20 protein-coding genes are annotated in these 23,472 nt (G+C 72.1%); 18 read left to right on the forward strand and 2 right to left on the reverse strand.

Annotated elements, in window-relative coordinates; genetic code table 11:
- Positions 1 to 67 precede the first annotated feature (67 nt).
- The gene (idi, locus tag OHB56_RS36885) at positions 68 to 661 is read right to left on the reverse strand and encodes an isopentenyl-diphosphate Delta-isomerase (protein WP_326756056.1); all 594 of its coding nucleotides are present in this window, start codon (positions 659 to 661) and stop codon (positions 68 to 70) included.
- Between the two features lie 379 nt (positions 662 to 1,040).
- Positions 1,041 to 1,979, reverse strand: coding sequence for a cation diffusion facilitator family transporter (locus tag OHB56_RS36890; RefSeq protein WP_326756057.1), 939 nt, complete (start codon positions 1,977 to 1,979; stop codon positions 1,041 to 1,043).
- Positions 1,980 to 2,829: 850 nt separating this feature from the next.
- Here OHB56_RS36890 and OHB56_RS36895 point away from each other — a divergent pair.
- The 18 genes from OHB56_RS36895 to OHB56_RS36980 all read left to right on the forward strand — a co-directional run bounded on the left by OHB56_RS36895 (position 2,830) and on the right by OHB56_RS36980 (position 23,439).
- Positions 2,830 to 4,776 (forward strand): DUF5941 domain-containing protein, encoded by a 1,947-nt coding sequence (locus tag OHB56_RS36895; protein ID WP_406358203.1) that lies wholly within the window; start codon positions 2,830 to 2,832, stop codon positions 4,774 to 4,776.
- Entirely contained in the window at positions 4,773 to 5,525 is a 753-nt protein-coding gene (locus tag OHB56_RS36900; RefSeq protein ID WP_326756059.1) for a phosphocholine cytidylyltransferase family protein, read from the forward strand. Before OHB56_RS36895 ends, OHB56_RS36900 begins: the two co-directional genes overlap by 4 nt.
- The gene (locus tag OHB56_RS36905) at positions 5,513 to 6,574 is read left to right on the forward strand and encodes an iron-containing alcohol dehydrogenase family protein (RefSeq protein WP_055597025.1); all 1,062 of its coding nucleotides are present in this window, start codon (positions 5,513 to 5,515) and stop codon (positions 6,572 to 6,574) included. Before OHB56_RS36900 ends, OHB56_RS36905 begins: the two co-directional genes overlap by 13 nt.
- Complete coding sequence (locus tag OHB56_RS36910) at positions 6,552 to 7,331, forward strand: CDP-alcohol phosphatidyltransferase family protein (RefSeq protein WP_326756060.1); 780 nt, start codon at positions 6,552 to 6,554, stop codon at positions 7,329 to 7,331. The genes OHB56_RS36905 and OHB56_RS36910 overlap by 23 nt, the downstream gene beginning before the upstream one ends.
- Positions 7,332 to 7,375: 44 nt before the next feature.
- Positions 7,376 to 8,221, forward strand: coding sequence for a glycosyltransferase family 2 protein (locus OHB56_RS36915; protein WP_406359287.1), 846 nt, complete (start codon positions 7,376 to 7,378; stop codon positions 8,219 to 8,221).
- 98 nt (positions 8,222 to 8,319) lie between these two features.
- Positions 8,320 to 9,255, forward strand: coding sequence for an ABC transporter permease (locus OHB56_RS36920; protein ID WP_406358206.1), 936 nt, complete (start codon positions 8,320 to 8,322; stop codon positions 9,253 to 9,255).
- Entirely contained in the window at positions 9,248 to 10,036 is a 789-nt protein-coding gene (locus OHB56_RS36925; RefSeq protein ID WP_406358208.1) for an ABC transporter ATP-binding protein, read from the forward strand. The genes OHB56_RS36920 and OHB56_RS36925 overlap by 8 nt, the downstream gene beginning before the upstream one ends.
- A gap of 359 nt (positions 10,037 to 10,395) precedes the next feature.
- Positions 10,396 to 11,319, forward strand: coding sequence for a squalene synthase HpnC (gene hpnC, locus OHB56_RS36930; protein WP_406358210.1), 924 nt, complete (start codon positions 10,396 to 10,398; stop codon positions 11,317 to 11,319).
- Entirely contained in the window at positions 11,316 to 12,266 is a 951-nt protein-coding gene (gene hpnD, locus OHB56_RS36935) for a presqualene diphosphate synthase HpnD (RefSeq protein ID WP_406358212.1), read from the forward strand. Before hpnC ends, hpnD begins: the two co-directional genes overlap by 4 nt.
- Entirely contained in the window at positions 12,266 to 12,406 is a 141-nt protein-coding gene (locus OHB56_RS36940) for a DUF6380 family protein (protein ID WP_406358214.1), read from the forward strand. Before hpnD ends, OHB56_RS36940 begins: the two co-directional genes overlap by 1 nt.
- A complete protein-coding gene (gene hpnE / locus OHB56_RS36945) occupies positions 12,403 to 13,872 on the forward strand; it encodes a hydroxysqualene dehydroxylase HpnE (protein WP_406358215.1) in 1,470 nt (489 codons plus the stop codon). The genes OHB56_RS36940 and hpnE overlap by 4 nt, the downstream gene beginning before the upstream one ends.
- A gap of 71 nt (positions 13,873 to 13,943) precedes the next feature.
- On the forward strand, positions 13,944 to 15,008 hold the full coding sequence (locus tag OHB56_RS36950; RefSeq protein WP_079034751.1) for a polyprenyl synthetase family protein: 1,065 nt from the start codon (positions 13,944 to 13,946) through the stop codon (positions 15,006 to 15,008).
- A gap of 120 nt (positions 15,009 to 15,128) precedes the next feature.
- On the forward strand, positions 15,129 to 17,225 hold the full coding sequence (shc, locus tag OHB56_RS36955) for a squalene--hopene cyclase (protein WP_406358217.1): 2,097 nt from the start codon (positions 15,129 to 15,131) through the stop codon (positions 17,223 to 17,225).
- On the forward strand, positions 17,225 to 17,866 hold the full coding sequence (locus OHB56_RS36960; RefSeq protein WP_326756066.1) for a 1-hydroxy-2-methyl-2-butenyl 4-diphosphate reductase: 642 nt from the start codon (positions 17,225 to 17,227) through the stop codon (positions 17,864 to 17,866). Before shc ends, OHB56_RS36960 begins: the two co-directional genes overlap by 1 nt.
- 5 nt (positions 17,867 to 17,871) lie before the next feature.
- Positions 17,872 to 18,894 (forward strand): adenosyl-hopene transferase HpnH, encoded by a 1,023-nt coding sequence (gene hpnH / locus OHB56_RS36965; protein ID WP_055593335.1) that lies wholly within the window; start codon positions 17,872 to 17,874, stop codon positions 18,892 to 18,894.
- 4 nt (positions 18,895 to 18,898) lie between these two features.
- Positions 18,899 to 20,074, forward strand: a complete 1,176-nt coding sequence (gene ispG, locus OHB56_RS36970) for a flavodoxin-dependent (E)-4-hydroxy-3-methylbut-2-enyl-diphosphate synthase (protein ID WP_406358219.1) — start codon at positions 18,899 to 18,901, stop codon at positions 20,072 to 20,074.
- A gap of 30 nt (positions 20,075 to 20,104) precedes the next feature.
- Positions 20,105 to 22,027: a 1-deoxy-D-xylulose-5-phosphate synthase gene (dxs, locus tag OHB56_RS36975; protein ID WP_406358221.1), complete on the forward strand. Its 1,923-nt coding sequence runs from the start codon at positions 20,105 to 20,107 to the stop codon at positions 22,025 to 22,027.
- Positions 22,024 to 23,439 (forward strand): aspartate aminotransferase family protein, encoded by a 1,416-nt coding sequence (locus OHB56_RS36980; RefSeq protein ID WP_326756069.1) that lies wholly within the window; start codon positions 22,024 to 22,026, stop codon positions 23,437 to 23,439. Before dxs ends, OHB56_RS36980 begins: the two co-directional genes overlap by 4 nt.
- The last annotated feature ends 33 nt before the right edge of the window (positions 23,440 to 23,472 follow it).

The following is a 23,472-nucleotide window of genomic DNA, read 5'->3' on the forward strand; positions in this document are numbered from 1 at the left end:
CGCGACCGGTCCCGCGACCGGTCCCGCGACCGGTCCCGCGACCGGTCCCGCGACCGGTCCCGCGCGGTCACCAGCCCGCCGACGGTCCCGTCAGCTCCCGGACCGCCGGGCGGACCGCGTCCAGCACGGTCATGAACCACGCCGAGAAGGTGTCCTCGGCATGGCGCCGGAGCAGCTCGTCCGGGGTCACGAACGCCGTGGACGCCACCTCCTCGGGATCCGCCCGCAGAGGTGCCTGCACCATGCCGACGAACAGGTGGTTGTACTCCTGCTCGACCAGACCGGAGGTGGGGTCCGGGTGGTTGTAGCGCACGGTGCCCGCCTCGGCGAGCAGCGACGGGGACAGCCCCAGCTCCTCGAAGGTCCGCCGGGCCGCCGCCGCGAACGGCGCCTCACCGGGGTAGGGGTGCCCGCAGCAGGTGTTGGACCACACGCCGGGGGAGTGGTACTTGCCCAGCGCCCGCTGCTGGATCAGCAGCCGGCCGCGCTCGTCGAAGAGGAACACCGAGAACGCCCGGTGCAGCTGCCCAGGGGGCTGATGGGCGGCGAGCTTCTCCGAGGTGCCGATCGTCACGCCGTCTTCGTCGACCAGCTCCAGCAGAATCGCCTCGGCGGTACCGCTCGACGGGTTGTGCGTCGTGGTGGCAGGTGTGATCGGCATACCCATCCTTCATTCGGTCTTCGCGCCCCAAGTCTGCCGCACGAATCCGGCACTCCCGGCACTCCCCCGTACCGCCCGCATGTCCCGCGGGCGGTACGGCCCGCGGCCGGCGCGGGCCGTACCGGAAGAGGGGCCCGGGGGATGACCTGCCCGGACCGGCGGCGGGAGAACCGCGAGGAGCGGGGCGCCGTGAGGGAAAGGGCACAGGTGCGGGGGCGGAAGGGTGCGCCTCCCGGCGCATGAACACCGGCCTCACGCCCCAGTGGCGCCTCCCGCCCCGGCCGCACCCCGCACGCGCCCCCGTCACGTCGGGTCGCGAGACGTCACGTCGCGGCGCCACGTCACGCCGCTCGGACGGCCCCCTCGGCCGGGGGCCGTCTCAGTGGCAGAGCCGGGCCTCATGCTCCGCGTGACCGCGCGGTTCCAGCTGGAAGGTGCAGTGCTGCACGTCGAAGTGGTCGCCCAGGCAGTCCTGCAGCTCGTGCAGCATCTTCTCGTGCCCGATGGCGCTGAGTACCTCGGAGCTGACGACCACGTGCGCGGAGAGCACCGGCATGCCCGAGGTGATGGTCCAGGCGTGCAGATCGTGCACGTCCTCGACGCCTTGCGTGCCCAGGATGTGCGCCCGCACCTGGGCCATGTCCACGTCCTTGGGCGCCGCCTCCAGCAGGACGTCCAGGGTCTCGCGCAGCAGCCTGAAGGCGCGGGGCACGATCAGCACGGCGATCACGAGGGAGGCGATCGGGTCGGCGGCCGTCCAGCCGGTCGCCACGACGACCAGCGCCGAGACGATCACCGCGACCGAGCCGAACGCGTCGGCGGCCACCTCCAGGAACGCCCCGCGCACGTTCAGGCTCTCCTTCTGCCCGCGCATCAGCAGCGTCAGCGACACCAGGTTGGCGACCAGGCCGATCGCGCCGAAGACCAGCGTCAGCCCGCCCTCGGTGGCGGCCGGTGCGATGAACCGCTGGATCGCCTCGTACAGCACGTAGCCGCCCACCCCGAGCAGCAGCAGGCAGTTCGCGAGCGCCGCGAGTATCTCCGCGCGGGCGTAGCCGAAGGTGCGGTGCTCGCTCGGCGGGCGGTTCGCGAAGTGGATCGCCAGCAGAGCCATGCCGAGCCCCAGCGCGTCCGTCGCCATGTGCGCCGCGTCGGCGACGAGGGCGAGCGAGTCGGCCAGCAGACCGCCGATGATCTCGACGACCATGACACCGAGCGTGATCGCCAGCGCCGCCCGCAGCCTGCCGCGGTACGCCGCGCTCGCCGTACCGCCGGGGTGCGCGCCGTACGCGTGCCCGTGATCGTGCCCAGCCCCCATGAAAGCCGTCCCTCCATGACTCGTCCGGATCACAGTGAACTACGGGAGGGGGGTAGGGGGCAACGCGGTACTGAACACCGTTGTCATGTGCCTTGACCTGCGAAAACGGTCCGCAGGTCAAGGCCTGTCGGGGCGGTGTACGGGCCTTCCGGGCAACCCGGTCGGCGGTGTCGGCTAGCACGGGCGCGAGTGCTCCCGGGTGCGGACACGGGCGCCGTCGGACGCCGGGCCGGCCTCACCGTGCGCACGCGCCGGGGTGCGGGGCGTGGCCTCCGTGACGAGATCCACAGGGGGCCCGCACCGGGCTCGCCGCGCGCGCCTTTGCCGCGGGGAGCGTGGAGCGCCCGCCCTCGCGGTGTCCGGCGCGGGGGCGGGAGGTCCCTCGTCCTCCCCGGCGGTACGGTGTGGGCCGGGCCGCCCGCTCGGTTCCTCCCTCGGGCCGGCCGCGGACCTCGATACGGACATTGCGCTGGTCAGAGGCCGGTGGCCTGCTCCTGGCATCGATCGTGGCCCGCCTCGTACGGGTCCAGGGCAACCGCCTTCCTCGACGACGGGCCCGCCCCGAGGGCCCCGTCCGCACCGGGTGGAGTCACGCCGGGGTGATGCCCGCTATGCGCCCCAATGCCCCTTCTGGGTAGGCGGTTTGTGGGCCGACCCCGCTATCCCTGATGATGATCGCGGCAGGGGCGCAGGTGAAACCACAACGATCCAACCGCCGAACGGGCGGTGAACGCGGGTTCAGGGGCATCCGCTAACCTCAGCCGACATGCCGCTCGGAGGCCCCGTACGGCCGCCCCCATCATGTACACGACCGGCGCGGACGCGTCGGTATCCAGGGAGTGAGATTCGGTTGTCGACCGCCATCCTCACCGGCCAGCCGGTTCCGGGTTCGTCGATCGAGGCGGACCTGCGTTCCCTCGGCTTCGACGTGCGGATCGCGCCCGACACCGCGACGGCCGGGACCCTGCTCGCCGAGGTGCCCGCCGGACAGCGGGTCGCCGTCGTCGACGCCCGGTTCGTGGGCCATGAGCACGCGCTCCGCCTCGGCCTCACCGACCCCCGCTTCCCGCTCGCGGCGATCCCCGGTGCCGTCACCGCCCAGCCGGCCGCGCGCCAGGCCCTGTCCCTCGCGATGGACCGCGCGACGGCCGGCGAGGACACCGCGGTCTCCGAGCCCGCCGCCGAGGTCGCCGAGACCACCGGCACCACCGGGCCCGCCGCCCCCGAAGCCGTGACCGGCGATGCCGGCGGGACCGCGTCCGGCGGAGCCCCGGCGCCCGCCGGCACCATCCTCACCGGCGCCCTCTCCGACCGCATCGTCGCCGCCCTGAGCGCCGACGGAAGCGATCCGCACCGCCCCGACCTCGGCAGCCTCGTCGCCACCGTCCCCGACGACCCGCAGGCCCGCAACGAGGCCCGGCAGGCCGTCGCCGCGGTGGACGACGAGGCCGTCCGGCTGAAGTCGGCCGTCAAGGCCCGGGACGGCTTCTTCACCACCTACTGCATCAGCCCGTACTCCCGCTACCTCGCCCGCTGGTGCGCCCGGCGCGGACTGACCCCCAACCAGGTCACCACCGCCTCCCTGCTCACCGCGCTCATAGCGGCCGCCTGCGCCGCCACCGGCACCCGCGCAGGCTTCGTCGCCGCCGGTGTCCTGCTCCTCGCCTCCTTCGTGCTGGACTGCACCGACGGCCAGCTCGCCCGCTACTCCCTGCAGTACTCCACCCTCGGCGCCTGGCTCGACGCCACCTTCGACCGCGCCAAGGAGTACGCCTACTACGCGGGCCTCGCCCTCGGCGCGGCCCGCGGCGGCGACGACGTATGGGCCCTCGCCCTCGGCGCGATGGTCCTGCAGACCTGCCGGCACGTCGTGGACTTCTCCTTCAACGAGGCGAACGCCGACAGCACCGCCGCCACCGCCGACACCAGCCCCACCGCCGCTCTCTCCAGCAAGCTCGACAGCGTCGGCTGGACGGTCTGGGCGCGCCGCATGATCGTCCTCCCGATCGGCGAGCGCTGGGCGATGATCGCGGTCCTCACGGCCCTCACGACCCCCCGCATCACCTTCTACGCCCTGCTGATCGGCTGCGCCTTCGCGGCGACGTACACCACGGCCGGCCGTGTCCTGCGCTCCCTCACCCGCAAGGCCCGCAGGACCGACCGCGCGGCGCGCGCCCTCGCGGACCTCGCCGACACCGGACCGCTCGCCGAACGCCTCGCCGGGGCGCTGAAGCCCACCGCGCGGCGCCTGCCCGGGTTCACCGCCCCCGCCGTCGCCCTGCTCGGCGGCGCCGCCGTCGTCGCCACGGCCGCGCTGACCGGTTTCGGCGGACCGTGGCCCGTCCTCGCCGCCCTCCTGTACGTCCTGACCTCCGCCCTGGCCGTCGCCCGCCCCCTCAAGGGCCCCCTCGACTGGCTGGTCCCGCCGTTCCTGCGCGCCGCCGAGTACGGCACCGTCCTGGCCCTGGCGGCGGGCGCCGGGGTGAACGGAGCGCTTCCGGCCGCCTACGGTCTGGTGGCCGCCGTCGCCTACCATCACTACGACACGGTCTACCGCATCCGCGGCGACGCGGGCGCGCCCCCGCCCTGGCTGGTACGGGCGATCGGAGGGCACGAGGGCCGCACCCTGGCGGTCGTCGTCCTGGCCGCCCTGCTCACCGCCTCGCAGTTCGCCGTCGCGCTCACGGCGCTCGCCGTGGCCGTGGCCCTGCTGGTGCTCCTCGAGAGCATCCGCTTCTGGGTGGCCGCCCACCGGGGCGGCGCACCCGCCGTACACGATGAAGGAGAACCCGCATGATCGGCCTCGTGCTGGCGGCCGGCGCCGGACGGCGTCTGCGTCCCTACACCGACACCCTGCCCAAGGCGCTGGTGCCGGTGGGGCCCGCGGGCATAGAGGGCGAACCGACGGTCCTGGACCTCACCCTCGGCAACTTCGCCGAGATCGGCCTGACCGAGGCCGCCGTCATCGTCGGCTACCGCAAGGAGGCCGTGTACGAGCGCCAGGCGGCCCTGGAGCAGAAGTACGGGCTCAAGCTCACCCTCATCGACAACGACAAGGCCGAGGAGTGGAACAACGCCTACTCCCTGTGGTGCGGCCGTGACGCCCTCAAGGACGGCGTGATCCTCGCCAACGGCGACACCGTGCACCCGGTCTCCGTCGAGAAGACGCTCCTCGCCGCGCGCGGCGAGGGCAGGCGGATCATCCTCGCCCTCGACACCGTGAAGTCCCTCGCGGACGAGGAGATGAAGGTCGTCGTCGACCCCGGCAAGGGCATGACGAGGATCACCAAGCTCATGGACCCCGCCGAGGCCACCGGCGAGTACATCGGCGTCACCCTCATCGAGGGCGACGCCGCTCCCGCGCTGGCCGACGCGCTGAAGACCGTGTGGGAGACCGACCCGCAGCAGTTCTACGAGCACGGCTACCAGGAACTGGTCAACCGCGGCTTCCGGATCGACGTGGCGCCGATCGGCGACGTCGACTGGGTGGAGATCGACAACCACGACGATCTCACCCGTGGACGGGAGATCGCATGCCAGTACTGACCCGGCTCATCCCCTCTCCCCTCGTCGTCGACATCCGCCCCGGTGCCCTCGACGACCTGGGCGGGGTCCTCGCCGACGAGCGCATCGCCCAGTCCGGCCGTCTCGCCGTCGCCGTCAGCGGCGGCTCCGGAGCCGGACTGCGCGAGCGGCTCTCCCCGTCGCTGCCCGGCGCCACCTGGTACGAGGTCGGCGGCGGCACCCTCGACGACGCGGTCCGGCTGGCCGGCGCCATAAAGGCCGGACACTACGACGCCATCGTCGGACTGGGCGGCGGCAAGATCATCGACTGCGCCAAGTTCGCCGCGGCGCGCGTCGGCCTTCCGCTGGTCGCGGTACCGACGAACCTCGCGCACGACGGCCTGTGCTCGCCGGTCGCCACCCTCGACAACGACGCGGGCCGCGGCTCCTACGGCGTGCCGAACCCGATCGCGGTCGTCATCGACCTCGACGTCATCCGGAACGCCCCGGCACGCTACGTGCGCGCCGGGATCGGCGACGCCGTCTCCAACATCTCCGCCGTCGCGGACTGGGAACTGGCCTGCAGGGTCAAGGGCGAGCGGATCGACGGGCTCGCCGCCGCCATGGCCCGGCAGGCCGGCGAGTCCGTGCTGCGCCACCCCGGAGGCATCGGCGACAACGACTTCCTCCAGGTGCTCGCCGAGGCACTGGTCCTCAGCGGCATCGCCATGTCGGTGTCCGGCGACTCGCGGCCCTCCTCCGGCGCCTGCCACGAGATCAACCACGCCTTCGACCTGCTCCACCCCAAGCGGGCCGCCGCCCACGGAGAGCAGTGCGGCCTGGGCGCGGCCTTCGCGATGTACCTGCGCGGCGCGCACGACGAGTCGGTGTACATGGCCGACGTACTGCGCCGGCACGGACTCCCGGTACTGCCTCAGGAGATCGGCTTCACGGCGGACGAGTTCGTCAAAGTCGTCGAATTCGCCCCCGAGACCCGCCCCGGCCGCTTCACGATCCTCGAACATCTCGACCTGAAGACCGAACAGATCAAGGACGTCTACGCCGACTATGTCAAGGCCATCGGTAGCTGAACTCCGTCCGGTCGTCCACCCCGCGGGGGTGAAGGACCGGCGCAGCGGTGAGCACTGGATGGGACGCCTCTACATGCGTGAGGTGTCCCTGCGGGTGGACCGCTACCTGGTGAACACCAGGGTCACGCCCAACCAGCTCACGTATCTGATGACCGTCTTCGGTGTCCTCGCCGCCCCGGCCCTGCTGGTGCCGGGGATCACGGGGGCGGTCCTCGGCCTGGTCATGGTGCAGCTGTACCTGCTGCTGGACTGCGTGGACGGCGAGGTGGCCCGCTGGAAGCAGCAGTTCTCGCTCAGCGGGGTCTACCTGGACCGGGTCGGCGCCTACCTGTGCGACGCGGCCGTCCTCGTCGGTCTCGGCCTGCGCGCCGCCGACCTGTGGGGCACCGGCCGCATCGACTGGCTCTGGGCCTTCCTCGGCACCCTGGCCGCCCTCGGAGCCGTCCTGATCAAGGCCGAGACCGACCTGGTCGGTGTGGCCCGCCACCAGGGCGGACTGCCGCCGGTCAAGGAGTCCGCCGCCGAGCCGCGCTCCTCCGGCATGGCGCTGGCCCGCCGGGCCGCCGGAGCCCTGAAGTTCCACCGGCTGATCCTCGGCATGGAGGCGTCGCTGCTGATCGTGGTCCTCGCGATCGCCGACGCCGCCCGGGGCGACCTGTTCTTCACCCGCCTGGGCGTCGCCGTCCTCGCCGGGATAGCCCTGCTCCAGACCGTGCTGCACCTGGTGTCCGTCCTGGCTTCGAGCAGGCTGAGGTGACCGCTGTGGGATCCTCCCTCAAGGTCGGCGCGGTGATCATCACCATGGGCAACCGCCCCGAGGAACTGCGGGCCCTGCTCGACTCGGTCGCCAAGCAGGAGGGCGACCCGGTCCGGGTCGTCGTCGTCGGCAACGGCTCGCCCGTCCCGGAGGTCCCCGACGGCGTGCGCACCGTCGAGCTGCCGGAGAACCTCGGCATCCCCGGCGGCCGCAACGTCGGCATCGAGGCGTTCGGTCCGGGCGGCCGGGACGTCGACATCCTGCTGTTCCTCGACGACGACGGCCTCCTGGCCCACCACGACACCGCCGAGCTGTGCCGCCGGGCCTTCGCCGACGACCCGGAGCTCGGCATCATCAGCTTCCGCATCGCCGACCCGGAGACCGGTGGCACCCAGCGCCGCCACGTGCCCCGGCTGCGCGCCGCCGACCCGATGCGCTCCTCCCGGGTGACCACCTTCCTCGGCGGCGCCAACGCCGTACGCACCAGGGTCTTCGCCGACGCCGGGGTGCTGCCCGACGCGTTCTTCTACGCGCACGAGGAGACCGACCTGGCCTGGCGGGCCCTCGACGCGGGCTGGATGATCGACTACCGGTCCGACATGGTGCTGTACCACCCGACCACCGCCCCCTCGCGGCACGCGGTCTACCACCGCATGGTCGCCCGCAACCGTGTCTGGCTGGCCCGTCGCAACCTTCCCGCGCCCCTGGTCCCCCTCTACCTGGGCGTCTGGATGCTGCTCACCCTGCTCCGCAGACCGTCGCGCCCGGCCCTCAAGGCCTGGTTCGGCGGTTTCCGGGAGGGGTGGGCCACCCCCTGCGGCCCGCGCCGGCCCATGAAGTGGCGTACGGTGTGGCGGCTGACCCGACTGGGCCGGCCCCCTGTCATCTGACAAGCTCGTGTCCGGAACACCGGGGTCGCACCCAGGCCCCCCGGCGCATGCCGGACCCGTACGGGCCCGCGCATCTCGAAGAGGGAAAGCTTTCACCAGTGAGTGAGACAACGCACGACGGCACGGTCGCGGTCAGCGCGTCCGGGCCGCCCGACGAGGGCCTCACGGCGGCCGAGCTCGCCGCCAAGTACGGGCTGACGGTCAGCGGCGCCCGGCCGTCGCTCGTCGAGTACGTCCGTCAGCTCTGGGGGCGCCGGCACTTCATCCTCACGTTCTCGCGGGCGAAGCTGACGGCGCAGTACAGCCAGGCCAAGCTGGGCCAGCTGTGGCAGGTGGCCACCCCGCTGCTGAACGCGGCCGTGTACTTCTTCATCTTCGGTCTGCTGCTGGGCGCCCGTAAGGGCATCCCCAGCGACATCTACGTGCCGTTCCTGGTCACCGGCGTGTTCGTGTTCACCTTCACGCAGAGTTCGGTGCTCGCGGGCGTGCGCGCCATCTCCGGCAACCTGGGCCTGGTGCGGGCCCTGCACTTCCCGCGGGCCGCGCTGCCGGTCTCCTTCGCGCTGCAGCAGCTCCAGCAACTGCTGTTCTCGATGGTCGTCCTGGTCGTCGTGGTGATGGCGTTCGGCAGCATGCCCGCCCTGTCCTGGCTGCTGGTGATCCCCGCGCTGCTGCTCCAGTTCGTCTTCAACACCGGCCTGGCGCTGCTCTTCGCCCGCCTGGGCAGCAGCACCCCCGACCTGGCCCAGCTGATGCCGTTCGTGCTGCGCACCTGGATGTACGCCTCGGGCGTCATGTTCAGCATCCCGGCGATGCTCGCCGACAAGGACGTCCCGCACTGGCTGGCCGACGTCCTGCAGTGGAACCCGGCCGCGGTCTACATGGACCTGGTCCGCTTCGCGATGATCGACGACTACGGCTCCTCGTACCTGCCGCCGCACGTGTGGGCCTTCGCGGCGGGCTGGGCGCTGCTGGCCGGCGTGATCGGCTTCGTCTACTTCTGGAAGGCGGAAGAGAGGTACGGCCGTGGCTGACGAGAGGACGGACACCCACATCCCCACCGTCATCGCGGACGACCTGCACATCGTCTACCGGGTCAACGGCGCCCGCGGCGGCCGCGGCAGCGCCACGGCGGCGCTCAGCCGGATGATACGGCGGGGCAAGGACGACGACGCACGGGGTGTGCGCAAGGTGCACGCCGTGCGCGGGGTCTCCTTCGTCGCCCACCGCGGCGAGGCCATCGGCCTGATCGGCTCCAACGGCTCGGGCAAGTCGACCCTGCTGCGGGCCATCGCCGGCCTGCTTCCCGCCGAGAAGGGCAAGGTCTACACCGACGGCCAGCCCTCCCTCCTCGGCGTCAACGCCGCCCTGATGAACGACCTGACGGGCGAACGGAACGTCATACTCGGCGGGCTGGCCATGGGCATGACCCGCGAGCAGATCAAGGAGCGCTACCAGGAGATCGTCGACTTCTCCGGCATCAACGAGAAGGGCGACTTCATCACCCTGCCGATGCGCACCTACTCCTCCGGCATGGCCGCCCGGCTGCGCTTCTCCATCGCGGCGGCCAAGGACCACGACGTCCTGATGATCGACGAGGCCCTGGCCACCGGCGACCGCAAGTTCCAGAAGCGCTCCGAGGCGCGGATCCGGGAACTGCGCAAGCACGCCGGGACGGTGTTCCTGGTCAGCCACAACAACAAGTCGATCCGCGACACCTGCGACCGCGTGCTGTGGCTGGAGCGCGGCGAGCTGCGCATGGACGGACCGACCGAAGAGGTGCTCAAGGAGTACGAGAAGTTCACCGGTAAGTAGCCCAGTCCCTCAGGGCCCCGCCACCACTGGCCCATGGGGTCCGGTGTCCGCAAAAGAAGCGTCAACTCCTGCCGTGCGCAGGAATCTTGACACCGGTCGGCGCGTTGTTCCGAGGCGCGGGGACACCCCGGCGGTCCGTACCGCGCTGTACAACGTAAGCTGTAGCGGTGCCTAAAGACGGCAATCAGGGCCATAACGCGCGACACCGACCGGTGACCCGGCCGGGTGGAAGTGCGGGCGGCGTGTCCGAAATAGTGTGTATTGGGTCGGCAGTGTAGAACGGGAGATGTGACGGCAATGGCTACGGAGACTTCCCTGCTCAACGCAGTGTGCGCCGTCCCCGTCCAGGGCAGTCCGCGATGACCCGAACCCGCACGGCGCGAGCGGCCGACCCCGGGCGCGCTCCCCTGGACACCGAACGCGCCACCCTCGACAAGGCCGCCGCCGAGAACTTCCCGGTGGCGCCGTTCTTCCTGCCCGGAGCCTGGCGCGCCGACCTGATGGCGGTCTACGGCTACGCCCGGCTCGTCGACGACATCGGCGACGGCGATCTGGCCCCCGGCGGCGCCGACGCCGCACTGCTCGGCGTCGCCCCCGACCGGGCAGACGACCGGACGGCGCTGCTGGACGCCTTCGAGGCGGATCTGCACCGTGTGTTCGACTCGGTCCCGCGCCATCCGCTGCTGCGCCGGCTCCAGCCGACGGTCCGCCGCCGCGGCCTGCCCCCCGAACCCTTCCTGGGCCTGATCGCCGCCAACCGCCAGGACCAGGTCGTCAGCCGCTACCAGACCTACGACGACCTGCTCGCCTACTGCGAACTGTCGGCCAACCCGGTCGGCCGCCTGGTCCTCGGCGTCACCGGGACCTCGACCCCCGAGCGGATCCGCCGCTCCGACGCGGTCTGCACCGCCCTCCAGATCGTCGAGCACCTCCAGGACGTCACCGAGGACCTCGGCCGCGACCGCGTCTACCTGCCCGCCGAGGACATGAAACGCTTCCACGTCGACGAGGCGGACCTCGCCGCGCCGCACGCCGGCGCGTCGGTGCGCGCGCTGATCGCGTTCCAGGCGCAGCGCGCCCGCGAGCTCCTGGACGAGGGCGCTCCCCTGGTGGACAGCGTCCGCGGCAGGCTGAAGCTGCTGCTCGCGGGGTTCGTGGCAGGGGGACGGGCGGCCCTGGGCGCGATCGCCGCCGCCGAATACGACGTACTTCCCGGCCCGCCCAAGCCCGGCAAGGTCCGGCTGCTGCGCGAGGCCGGCACGACGCTGCGAGGAGAGGGGTGATCCGGGCCGTGGAGCCGGACACACACACGTCGGCGCCGGTGCTCGCCGCCTACCGGTACTGCGAGGCCGTCACCGGACAGCAGGCCCGGAACTTCGCCTACGGCATCCGGCTGCTGCCGACGCCCAAGCGGCGCGCGATGTCGGCGCTCTACGCGTTCTCCCGGCGCGTCGACGACATCGGCGACGGCACGCTGCCGGACGACGTCAAGGCCGCCCGGCTCGAGGACACCCGGGCGCTGCTCACCCGGGTCCGGGACGGGGCGGTCGACGAGGACGACACCGACCCGGTCGCCGTCGCCCTCGCGCACACCGCGCAGCAGTTCCCGGTCCCGCTCGGCGGTCTGGACGAGCTGATCGACGGCGTCCAGATGGACCTGCGCGGCGAGACCTACGAGACCTGGGACGACCTGAAGGTCTACTGCCGCTGCGTCGCCGGCGCCATCGGGCGGGTCTCCCTCGGCGTCTTCGGCACCGAACCCGGGGCCCGGGGCGCCGAACGCGCCCCCGAGTACGCCGACACGCTGGGGCTCGCGCTCCAGCTCACCAACATCCTGAGGGACGTCCGGGAGGACGCCGAGGGCGGGCGCACCTATCTGCCCGCCGACGACCTGGCCAAGTTCGGCTGCTCGGCCGGGTTCGGCGGGCCGACCCCGCCGGAGGGATCCGACTTCGCCGGCCTCGTCCACTTCGAGGTGCGCCGGGCCCGCGCCCTGTTCGCCGAGGGCTACCGGCTGCTGCCCATGCTCGACCGGCGCAGCGGCGCCTGTGTCGCCGCCATGGCCGGCATCTACCGCCGTCTCCTCGACCGCATCGAGCGCGAGCCCGAGGCCGTGCTGCGCGGCCGGGTCTCCCTGCCCGGACGGGAGAAGGCCTACGTCGCGGTGCGCGGCCTGTCCGGCCTGGACACCCGGCACGTCACCCGGCGGACCGTCAGGAGGCGCGCCTGATGGACACACCACTCCCGCCCGACGGCGCCGCCGGCAAGCGGGGCGCAACCCTCCGCCGCCGCCCTGCGTCCCTGACCGGGACGGCCCGCCGCGCACCGATCCGGTGGCACGGCGGCCGGGCAGGGGAGGGCACGCCATGACCCGTGTCACCAGCTCCGGGAACCCGCCCGCCGGCGACGACGCCCCGGCGAGGCGGCACGCCGTCGTGGTCGGCGGCGGGCTCGCCGGCGCCACCGCCGCGCTCGCGCTCGCCGACGCCGGCGTGCGCGTCACCCTGCTCGAAGGCCGCCCCCGGCTCGGCGGGCTCGTCTTCTCCTTCCAGCGCGGCGACCTGACCGTCGACAACGGCCAGCACGTCTACCTGCGCTGCTGCACCGCCTACCGCTGGTTCCTCGACCGGATCGAGGGGGCGGCCCTGGCACCACTGCAGAACCGTCTCGACGTGCCCGTGATCGACGCCGACCGGCCCGAGGGACGCCGGCTCGGCCGGCTGCGCCGCGACCCGCTGCCCGTACCCCTGCACCTGGGACGCAGCCTCGCCGCCTACCCGCACCTCTCGCTCGCCGAACGGGCGAACGTGGGCCGGGCCGCGCTCGCGCTCAAGGGACTCGACCTCGCCGATCCCGCTCTCGACGACCAGGACTTCGGCAGCTGGCTGGCCGCGCACGGCCAGTCGCCGCGCGCCGTCGAGGCACTGTGGGACCTGGTGGGGGTCGCCACCCTCAACGCGGTCGCGGGCGACGCGTCCCTGGCGCTCGCCGCGATGGTCTTCAAGACCGGTCTGCTGTCCGACCCGGGCGCGGCCGACATCGGCTGGGCCCACGTCCCCCTGGGCGACCTGCACGACCGGCTGACCCGCAAGGCGCTCGACTCCGCGGGCGTCCGCACCGAGGTCCGTACCCGCGTCACCTCCGTCTCCCGGCGCGGCGACGGGAGCTGGAGCGTGCAGGTTCCCGGCGAGACCCTCGACGCGGACGCCGTCGTCCTCGCCGTGCCGCAGCGCGAGGCGTACGACCTGCTGCCCGCCGGAGCGCTCGACGACCCCGGGCGGCTGCTCGGCATCGGCACCGCGCCGATCCTCAACCTCCACGTCGTCTACGACCGCACGGTGCTCACCAGTCCCTTCTTCGCTGCCCTCGGCAGCCCCGTGCAGTGGGTCTTCGACCGCACCCGGGCCTCCGGCCTGCGGGAAGGGCAGTACCTGGCCGTCTCGCAGTCGGTCGCCCAGAACGACATCGACGAGCCCGTGGCCGTGCTGCGCGAGCGCTACCTGCCCGAACTGGAGCGCCTGCTGCCGGGCACCCGCGGCGCCACCGTGCGGGACTTCTTCGTCACCAGGGAGCGCACCGCCACGTTCGCCCCCGCTCCCGGCGTCGGACGGCTCAGGCCCGGCGCCCGCACCAAGGCTCCCGGCCTGTACCTGGCCGGAGCGTGGACCGCCACCGGGTGGCCCGCGACCATGGAGGGTGCGGTCCGCAGCGGCGTCGGCGCGGCGGACGCCGCGCTGAGCAGCCTGGGCCGGCCCCGCCCCCGCCACCTCTTCGCGTGGGACGGGGCGGCCGGCCGCGGCGCCCCGGGCCCCGCCGTGCGAGAGGGACTCCGGTGAGCGCCGACGCACCCGCCGTGGCGGGCCCCCGCACCCCCGGTACCGCAACAAGAGGAGAGACTGTGCCCACTGTGCCCCCGGCCTCGAAGGCCGCTGGAAGGACCGCGGCGGACGTGCCCGCGCTCCTGGAGCGCGGCAGGACACTGGCCATGCCGGTACTGCGGGCGGCCATCGACCGCCTGGCGCCCCCCATGGACACCGTCGCCGCCTACCACTTCGGCTGGATCGACGCCCAGGGCAGGCCCGCCGACGGCGACGGCGGCAAGGCCGTGCGCCCCGCGCTCGCCGTGCTGTCCGCCGAGGTCACCGGCGCCGCCCCCGAAGTCGGCGTCCCCGGCGCGGTCGCCGTCGAACTCGTCCACAACTTCTCCCTGCTGCACGACGACCTCATGGACGGCGACGAGCAGCGCAGGCACCGCGACACCGTCTGGAAGGTGCACGGCCCCGCCCAGGCCATCCTGGTCGGCGACGCCCTGTTCGCCCTCGCCAACGAGGTGCTGCTGGAACTCGGCACCGCCGAGGCCGGCCGGGCCGCCCGCCGGCTGACCACCGCCACCCGCGCCCTCATCGACGGCCAGGCACAGGACATCTCCTACGAGCACCGCGACCGGGTCGGCGTCGAGGAGTGCCTGGAGATGGAGGGCAACAAGACCGGCGCCCTGCTCGCCTGCGCCAGCTCCGTCGGAGCGGTGCTCGGCGGCGCCGACCCGCGTACCGCGGACACCCTGGAGAAGTACGGCTACCACCTCGGCCTGGCCTTCCAGGCAGTCGACGACCTCCTCGGCATCTGGGGCGACCCGGCGGCCACCGGCAAGCAGACCTGGAGCGATCTGCGCCAGCGCAAGAAGTCCCTCCCGGTCGTGGCGGCGCTCGCCGAGGGCGGCCCGGCCTCCGGGCAGCTCGCGGAGATCCTCGCCGCCGACGCGGGCAGCAGTGACTTCGCGAACTTCTCCGAGGAGGAGTTCGCGGCCCGTGCGGCCCTCATCGAGCAGGCCGGCGGACGGGAGTGGACCGCCCAGGAAGCACGTCGACAGCACACCATCGCCATCGAGGCCCTCGACGCCGTCGACATGCCCGACAGGGTGCGGGAGCAGTTCACCGCGCTCGCGGACTTCGTCGTCGTACGAAAGAGATGATCACTATCGGTCGAATAACCCTCGCGTAGTCGCCGGCCGGTGTTGCGGGGAGGTACGGCACCGGCCGACGGCGGACCCACAGCAGACGCACACATTGCAGGACTGCACGAAGGGGAAGCCATGACAGCGACGACCGACGGAAGCACCGGGGCGGCCCTGCCGTCCTCGGTGGCCGCGGCCAGCGACACCGACACCGACATCCCCGCGGCGGCCGGGGTACCCGACATCGCCGCCGACGCCATGCGGCGCGCCACCGAGTTCCTGCTGTCCCGCCAGGACGACCAGGGCTGGTGGAAGGGAGACCTCGAGACCAACGTCACGATGGACGCCGAGGACCTGCTGCTGCGTCAGTTCCTGGGCATCCTCGAGGAGGAGACCACCCGGGCCGCCGCCCTGTTCATCCGGGGCGAGCAGCGCGAGGACGGCACCTGGGCCACCTTCTACGGCGGACCCGGCGACCTCTCCGCCACCATCGAGGCGTACGTCGCGCTGCGGCTGGCCGGCGACCGGCCGGACGCCCCGCACATGGCGCGTGCCGCCGCCTGGGTCCGCGACCGGGGCGGGGTCGCCGCCTCCCGGGTCTTCACCCGGATCTGGCTGGCCCTGTTCGGCTGGTGGAAGTGGGAGGACCTGCCCGAACTCCCGCCCGAGCTGATCTGGTTCCCGTCCTGGGTGCCGCTCAACATCTACGACTTCGGCTGCTGGGCCCGCCAGACCATCGTCCCGTTGACGATCGTCTCCGCCCAGCGGCCGGTACGACCCGCCCCGTTCCCGCTCGACGAACTGCACACCGACCCGGCCAGGCCCAACCCTCCCGGACGGATGGCACCGGCGATCAGCTGGGACGGCGCCTTCCAGCGGCTCGACAAGGGCCTGCACGCACTGCGCCGGGCCGTCCCGCGCCGGCTGCGCAGGGCGGCGATGAACACCGCGGCCCGCTGGATCATCGAGCGGCAGGAGAACGACGGCTGCTGGGGCGGCATCCAGCCGCCCGCCGTCTACTCCGTCATCGCGCTGCACCTGCTCGGCTACGACCTGAACCACCCGGTGATGCGGGCCGGACTCCGGTCCCTCGACCGGTTCGCGGTGTGGCGCGAGGACGGCGCCCGGATGATCGAGGCCTGCCAGTCCCCGGTGTGGGACACCTGCCTCGCGACCATCGCCCTCGCCGACGCCGGTCTGCCCGCCGACCACCCCCGACTGGTCAGAGCCGCCGACTGGATGCTCGGCGAACAGGTCGTACGGCCCGGCGACTGGTCGGTGCGCAGGCCCGGACTGGCGCCCGGGGGATGGGCGTTCGAGTTCCACAACGACAACTACCCCGACATCGACGACACCGCCGAGGTGGTCCTCGCACTCCGCCGGGTCAAGCACCACGACCCGGAGCGGGTGGACAACGCCATCGGCCGCGGGGTCCGCTGGAACCTCGGCATGCAGTCCCGCAACGGCGCCTGGGGCGCCTTCGACGTCGACAACACCAGCCCGTTCCCCAACCGGCTGCCGTTCTGCGACTTCGGCGAGGTCATCGACCCGCCGTCGGCCGATGTCACCGCGCACGTCGTGGAGATGCTCGCCGTCGAAGGGCTCGCCCACGACCCGCGCACCAGGCGCGGCATCCGGTGGCTGCTCGCCGAACAGGAGCCGGACGGTTCGTGGTTCGGACGCTGGGGCGTCAACTACCTCTACGGCACCGGGTCCGTGGTGCCCGCGCTGGTCGCCGCCGGCCTCCCCGGCTCGCACCCGGCCGTCCGACGGGCCGTGTCCTGGCTGGAGTCGGTCCAGAACGAGGACGGAGGATGGGGCGAGGACCTGCGCTCCTACCGCGACTCCCGCGAGTGGAGCGGCAAGGGCGCCTCGACCCCCTCGCAGACCGGCTGGGCGCTGATGGCCCTGCTGGCGGCGGGCGAGAAGGAGTCCGCGGCCGTCGAACGCGGCATCACCTGGCTGGCGGCCACCCAGCACGAGGACGGCTCCTGGGACGAGCCCTACTTCACGGGCACCGGGTTCCCCTGGGACTTCTCCATCAACTACCACCTCTACCGGCAGGTCTTCCCGCTCACCGCGCTCGGCCGGTACGTGAACGGGGAGCCGTTCGCCAAGCCGCCGGCTGCTCGGCCGGCGGAGGCGCCGGGAGTGCAGCCGGGGGCGGACACGGCGGCTGCCGGTGCGCCGGGCGCCGGCGCACCGCAGCAACCGGCCGAGGCGAAGGGCGGCTGATGAGCCCCCGGGCGGCCCCGGCGCCGTTGCTGATCGCCTGCGCGCTCGGCATCGAGCGGCTCGCCCTGAGGGGGATGGGCCGCGGCGGCCCCGGCGGACCGGTCACCGTCCTGCGCACCGGCATGGGGCCCGCGGCGGCCGAGCGTTCCGTCACCCGGGCGCTCGCCGGCCCGGCGCTGCGCGACGCCGCCGTGCTGGCCACCGGCTTCTGCGCCGGGCTGGCCCCCGGAATGCACCCCGGCGACCTGGTGGTCGCCGGGGAGACCCGCGACCCGCGCGGCAGCGTGCCGTGCGTGCGGACCGACCTGCTGGTGAAGGAGCTGGCACGGGTCGCGCCGGGGCGCACCGTCCACATCGGGCCGCTCACCGGCTCCGAGCACGTGGTCCGGGGGCACGAACGGTCCGAGCTGCTCACCACCGGCGCGATCGCGGTCGACATGGAGTCCGCGGCCACGCTCCTGAGCGCCGTCCGCGCGGGTGCGCGCCCTGTTGCGGCCGTACGGGTGGTCGTGGACGCTCCTGAACATGAACTGGTCCGGATCGGCACGGTGCGCGGTGGAATATCGGCTTTCCGCGTTCTTCGTTCCGTTCTTCCCGCGTATCTCGAATGGCACCGTTCCTTGCTGCTCCCCAGGAGGTGAGCCAGATGGCCATGCCGCTGCGTCAGTCCATCAAGGTCGCTACATACTTGGCCGAACAGAAGCTCCGCAGGCGGGACAAGTTCCCGCTGATCGTCGAGCTGGAACCGCTCTTCGCCTGCAACCTCGCCTGTGAGGGCTGCGGGAAGATCCAGCACCCGGCCGGGGTGCTCAAGCAGCGCATGCCGGTCGCGCAGGCCGTGGGCGCGGTGCTGGAGTCCGGGGCGCCGATGGTGTCGATCGCCGGCGGCGAGCCGCTGATGCACCCTCAGATCGACGAGATCGTGCGCCAGCTGGTGGGCCGGCGCAAGTACGTGTTCCTGTGCACCAACGCCATGCTGCTGCGCAAGAAGATGGACAAGTTCACCCCGTCGCCGTACTTCGCGTTCGCCGTGCACATCGACGGACTGCGCAAGCGGCACGACGAGTCCGTCGCGAAGGAGGGCGTGTTCGACGAGGCGGTGGCCGCCATCAAGGAGGCCAAGCGACGCGGCTTCCGGGTCACCACCAACTCGACCTTCTTCAACACCGACACCCCGCAGACCATCATCGAGGTGCTCAACTACCTCAACGACGACCTCCGGGTCGACGAGATGATGATCTCGCCCGCCTACGCCTACGAGAAGGCCCCCGACCAGGAGCACTTCCTCGGCGTGGAGCAGACCCGCGAGCTGTTCAGGAAGGCGTTCGCCGGGGGCAACCGCCGCCGCTGGCGGCTCAACCACTCGCCACTGTTCCTGGACTTCCTCGAGGGCAGGGTCGACTTCCCGTGCACCGCGTGGGCGATCCCGAACTACTCGCTCTTCGGCTGGCAGCGTCCCTGCTACCTGATGAGCGACGGCTATGTGCCGACGTACCGGGAGTTGATCGAGGAGACCGACTGGGACAAGTACGGCCGCGGCAAGGACCCGCGCTGCGCCAACTGCATGGCGCACTGCGGCTACGAGCCCACCGCGGTCCTCGCCACCATGGGGTCCCTGAAGGAGTCCCTGCGCGCCCTGCGCGAGACGGTCTCGGGAAACGGGGAGTGACGCCGTGACCGCTGTCTCCCTCGGGGTCCCCGAGGTGCCGGTCCGGCCGCTGGCTCGGCGCCGCAGGAGCCGGAAGATCCAGGTCGGGTCGGTGGCGGTGGGCGGGGACGCGCCGGTGTCGGTGCAGTCGATGACGACGACGCGGACCTCGGACATCGGGGCGACGCTGCAGCAGATCGCGGAGCTGACGGCGTCGGGCTGTCAGATCGTGCGGGTGGCGTGTCCCACGCAGGACGACGCGGACGCGCTGGCGACGATCGCGCGCAAGTCGCAGATTCCGGTGATCGCCGATATTCACTTCCAGCCGAAGTACGTGTTCGCGGCGATCGAGGCGGGCTGTGCGGCGGTGCGGGTGAACCCGGGCAACATCAAGCAGTTCGACGACAAGGTCAAGGAGATCGCGAAGGCGGCCGGGGAGCACGGCACGCCGATCCGGATCGGGGTGAACGCCGGCTCGCTGGACCGGCGGCTGCTGCAGAAGTACGGGAAGGCGACGCCGGAGGCGCTGGCGGAGTCGGCGCTGTGGGAGGCGTCGCTGTTCGAGGAGCACGGCTTTCGGGACATCAAGATCTCGGTCAAGCACAACGATCCGGTGGTGATGGTGGAGGCCTACCGGCAGCTGGCGGCGCAGTGCGACTATCCGCTGCACCTGGGGGTGACCGAGGCGGGGCCGGCGTTCCAGGGCACGATCAAGTCGGCGGTGGCGTTCGGGGCGCTGCTCTCGCAGGGGATCGGGGACACGATCCGGGTGTCGCTGTCGGCGCCGCCGGTGGAGGAGGTCAAGGTCGGCCTGCAGATCCTGGAGTCGCTGAATCTCAAGCAGCGGGGTCTGGAGATCGTTTCGTGTCCGTCCTGCGGGCGTGCGCAGGTGGATGTGTACAAGATGGCGGACGAGGTGACGGCGGGTCTGGAGGGGATGGACGTGCCGTTGCGGGTGGCGGTGATGGGCTGTGTGGTGAACGGTCCGGGGGAGGCCCGGGAGGCCGATCTGGGGGTGGCGTCCGGCAACGGCAAGGGGCAGATCTTCGTGAAGGGCGAGGTGATCAAGACCGTGCCGGAGTCGAAGATCGTGGAGACCCTCATCGAGGAGGCCATGAAGATCGCCGAACAGATGGAAGCCGACGGCGCCGGCTCCGGCGCCCCGGCCGGTACCGGAAAGCCGGCAGTGACGGTGGGTTGAGACGAGGCACGGACCGATAGGGGGCCGAGCGTGACGATACTGGAGAGCATCAGGCAACCACGCGACCTGAAGGCGTTGTCCGAGGCGGAACTCGGTGAACTGTCCGAAGAGATCAGAGAGTTCCTGGTGCACGCGGTTGCCAGGACCGGCGGTCATCTCGGCCCCAACCTGGGCGTGGTGGAGCTCACCGTCGCCCTGCACCGGGTCTTCGAGTCACCCGTCGACCGCATCCTGTGGGACACGGGTCACCAGAGCTACGTGCACAAGCTCCTGACGGGCCGTCAGGATTTTTCCAAGCTGCGCGGCAAGGGCGGCCTCTCCGGCTACCCCTCGCGCGAGGAGTCCGAGCACGACGTCATCGAGAACAGCCACGCCTCCACGGCACTGGGCTGGGCCGACGGGCTGGCCAAGGCACGCCGGGTGCAGGGGGAGAAGGGGCACGTCGTCGCGGTGATCGGCGACGGAGCCCTGACCGGCGGCATGGCCTGGGAGGCGCTGAACAACATCGCCGCCGCCAAGGACCGCCCGCTGATCATCGTCGTCAACGACAACGAGCGCTCCTACGCCCCGACCATCGGCGGCCTCGCCGACCACCTCGCGACCCTGCGCACCACCGACGGCTACGAACGGGTGCTCGCCTGGGGCAAGCACGTGCTCCGGCACACCCCCGTGATCGGCGGCACCGTCTACGAGGCGCTGCATGGCGCGAAGAAGGGCTTCAAGGACGCCTTCGCTCCCCAGGGCCTCTTCGAGGACCTGGGCCTGAAGTACGTCGGCCCCATCGACGGGCACGACATCGGGGCCGTGGAGTCCGCCCTGCGCCGCGCCAAACGCTTCCACGGGCCCGTCCTGGTCCACTGCCTCACCGAGAAGGGCCGCGGCTACCAGCCCGCCCTGGCGGACGAGGCGGACCGCTTCCACACCGTCGGCGTGATGGACCCCCTCACCTGCGCCCCGCTCGCACCGGCCGGAGGCCCGTCCTGGACCTCCGTCTTCGGCGAGGAGATCGTCCGCGTCGGTGAAGAACGCGAGGACGTGGTGGCGATCACCGCCGCCATGCTGCATCCGGTCGGCCTGGGTACCTTCGCCGAGCGGTTCCCGGACCGGGTGTGGGACGTCGGCATCGCCGAGCAGCACGCCGCCGTGTCCGCGGCGGGCCTGGCGACGGGCGGCACGCACCCGGTCGTCGCCGTGTACGCCACCTTCCTCAACCGCGCCTTCGACCAGCTGCTGATGGACGTGGCCCTGCACCGCTGCGGGGTCACCTTCGTCCTGGACCGGGCCGGCGTCACCGGCGTCGACGGGCCCTCGCACAACGGCATGTGGGACCTGTCGGTGCTCCAGGTCGTGCCCGGTCTGCGCATCGCCGCGCCACGCGACGCCGACCGGCTGCGTGCCCAGCTGAGGGAGGCGGTCGCCGTCGACGACGCGCCGACGCTGCTGCGGTTCCCCAAGGAGTCCGTGGGCCCGGCCGTCCCGGCGCTCGACCGGATCGGCGGCACGGACGTGCTGCACCGCGCCGGCGATCCCGAGGTGCTGCTGGTGTCGGTCGGCGTCATGGCGCCCGTCTGCCTCCAGGCCGCCGAACTGCTCGAGGCACGCGGTACCGGGTGCACCGTGGTCGACCCGCGCTGGGTCAAACCCGTCGCACCCGAACTCGTCGAACTTTCCGCGCGGCACCGGCTCGTGGCCGTTGTCGAGGACAACAGCCGTGCGGCGGGCGTGGGTTCGGCCGTGGCGCTGGCGCTGGGCGACGCGGATGTCGATGTACCGGTACGGCGGTTCGGCATTCCGGAGCAGTTCCTCGCGCACGCCAAGCGCGGTGAGGTGCTGGCGGACATCGGCCTGACGCCCGTCGAGATCGCCGGCCGGATCGGCGCGAGCCCGGCCGTGGGCCGGGAGCGGCGGTCCCCGGGGGAACCGTCCGAGAAGCAACGGGAGCAACAGCCATGAACACCGTGGAGTCCACCCCGGAGCCCTCGCGGGCCGGGGACTTCGACCTCGGCGCGCTGCTGGCCGAGCGCGGAGCCGAACGCTACGAGCTGCACACCAGACACCTCAACCACCAGCTCCCGCGCATGCTGCACACCATCGGCTTCGACAAGGTCTACGAACGCGCCGAGGGCGCCCACTTCTGGGACGCGGACGGCAACGACCACCTGGACATGCTCGCCGGATTCGGGGTGATGGGCCTGGGGCGTCACCACCCCGTGGTCCGCAAGGCGCTGCACGACGTCCTCGACGCCTCGCTCGCCGATCTCACCCGCTTCGACTGCCCGCCCCTGCCCGGACTGCTGGCCGAGGAACTGCTCACCCACAGCCCTCATCTGGACCGGGTGTTCTTCGGCAACAGCGGCACGGAGGCGGTCGAGACCGCGCTGAAGTTCGCCCGCCGCGCCACCGGCAGGTCCAGGGTCCTGTACTGCGCGCACGCCTTCCACGGGCTGACCACCGGCTCCCTGTCCGTCAACGGCGAGTCCGGATTCCGGGACGGATTCGCCCCGCTGCTGCCCGACACGGCGGTACCCCTGGGTGATGTGGACGCACTCGGGCGGGAGTTGGCCAAGGGCGACGTCGCCGCCCTCATCGTGGAACCCATCCAGGGCAAGGGTGTGCACGCGGCCCCGCCCGGCTATCTGCGCGCCGCCCAGGAACTGCTGCACCGGCACAAGGCGCTGCTGATCGCCGACGAAGTGCAGACCGGACTCGGACGGACCGGCGACTTCTACGCCTACCAGCACGAGGAAGGGGTCGAGCCGGACCTGGTGTGCGTGGCCAAGGCGCTCTCCGGCGGCTATGTGCCGGTGGGGGCCACGCTCGGCAAGGACTGGATCTTCCGGAAGGTCTACTCGTCGATGGACCGGGTGCTGGTCCACTCGGCCAGCTTCGGAGGCAACGCCCAGGCCATGGCCGCGGGCCTCGCGGTGCTGGCGGTGATGGAGAACGAGCAGATCGTCGCGAACGTCCGGGCCACCGGGGAACTGCTGCGGTCCCGGCTCGCGGCCCTCGTCGACACGTACGAGCTGCTCGCCGACGTCCGTGGCCGGGGTCTGATGATCGGCATCGAGTTCGGCCGGCCGCGGTCGCTGAAGCTGCGCGGTCGCTGGGCCATGCTGCAGGCCGCTCGGAAGGGACTCTTCGCACAGATGGTGGTGGTCCCACTGCTGCAGAAGCACAGGATCCTCACCCAGGTCTCCGGCGACCATCTGGAGGTGATCAAGCTGATCCCGCCGCTGATCATCGGCGAGCGGGAGGTGGACCGGTTCGTGGACGCCTTCACCGCGGTCATGGACGATGCCCACGACGGCGGTCTGGTGTGGGAGTTCGGCAGGACACTGGTGAAACAGGCGGTCGCCGACCGGTGAGACCGTGACGTTCCGCAGGCCGGGCGCTTTTTG

It is taken from the genome of Streptomyces sp. NBC_01635 (assembly GCF_045209715.1).
Taxonomy (GTDB): Bacteria; Actinomycetota; Actinomycetes; order Streptomycetales; family Streptomycetaceae; genus Streptomyces; species Streptomyces hirsutus.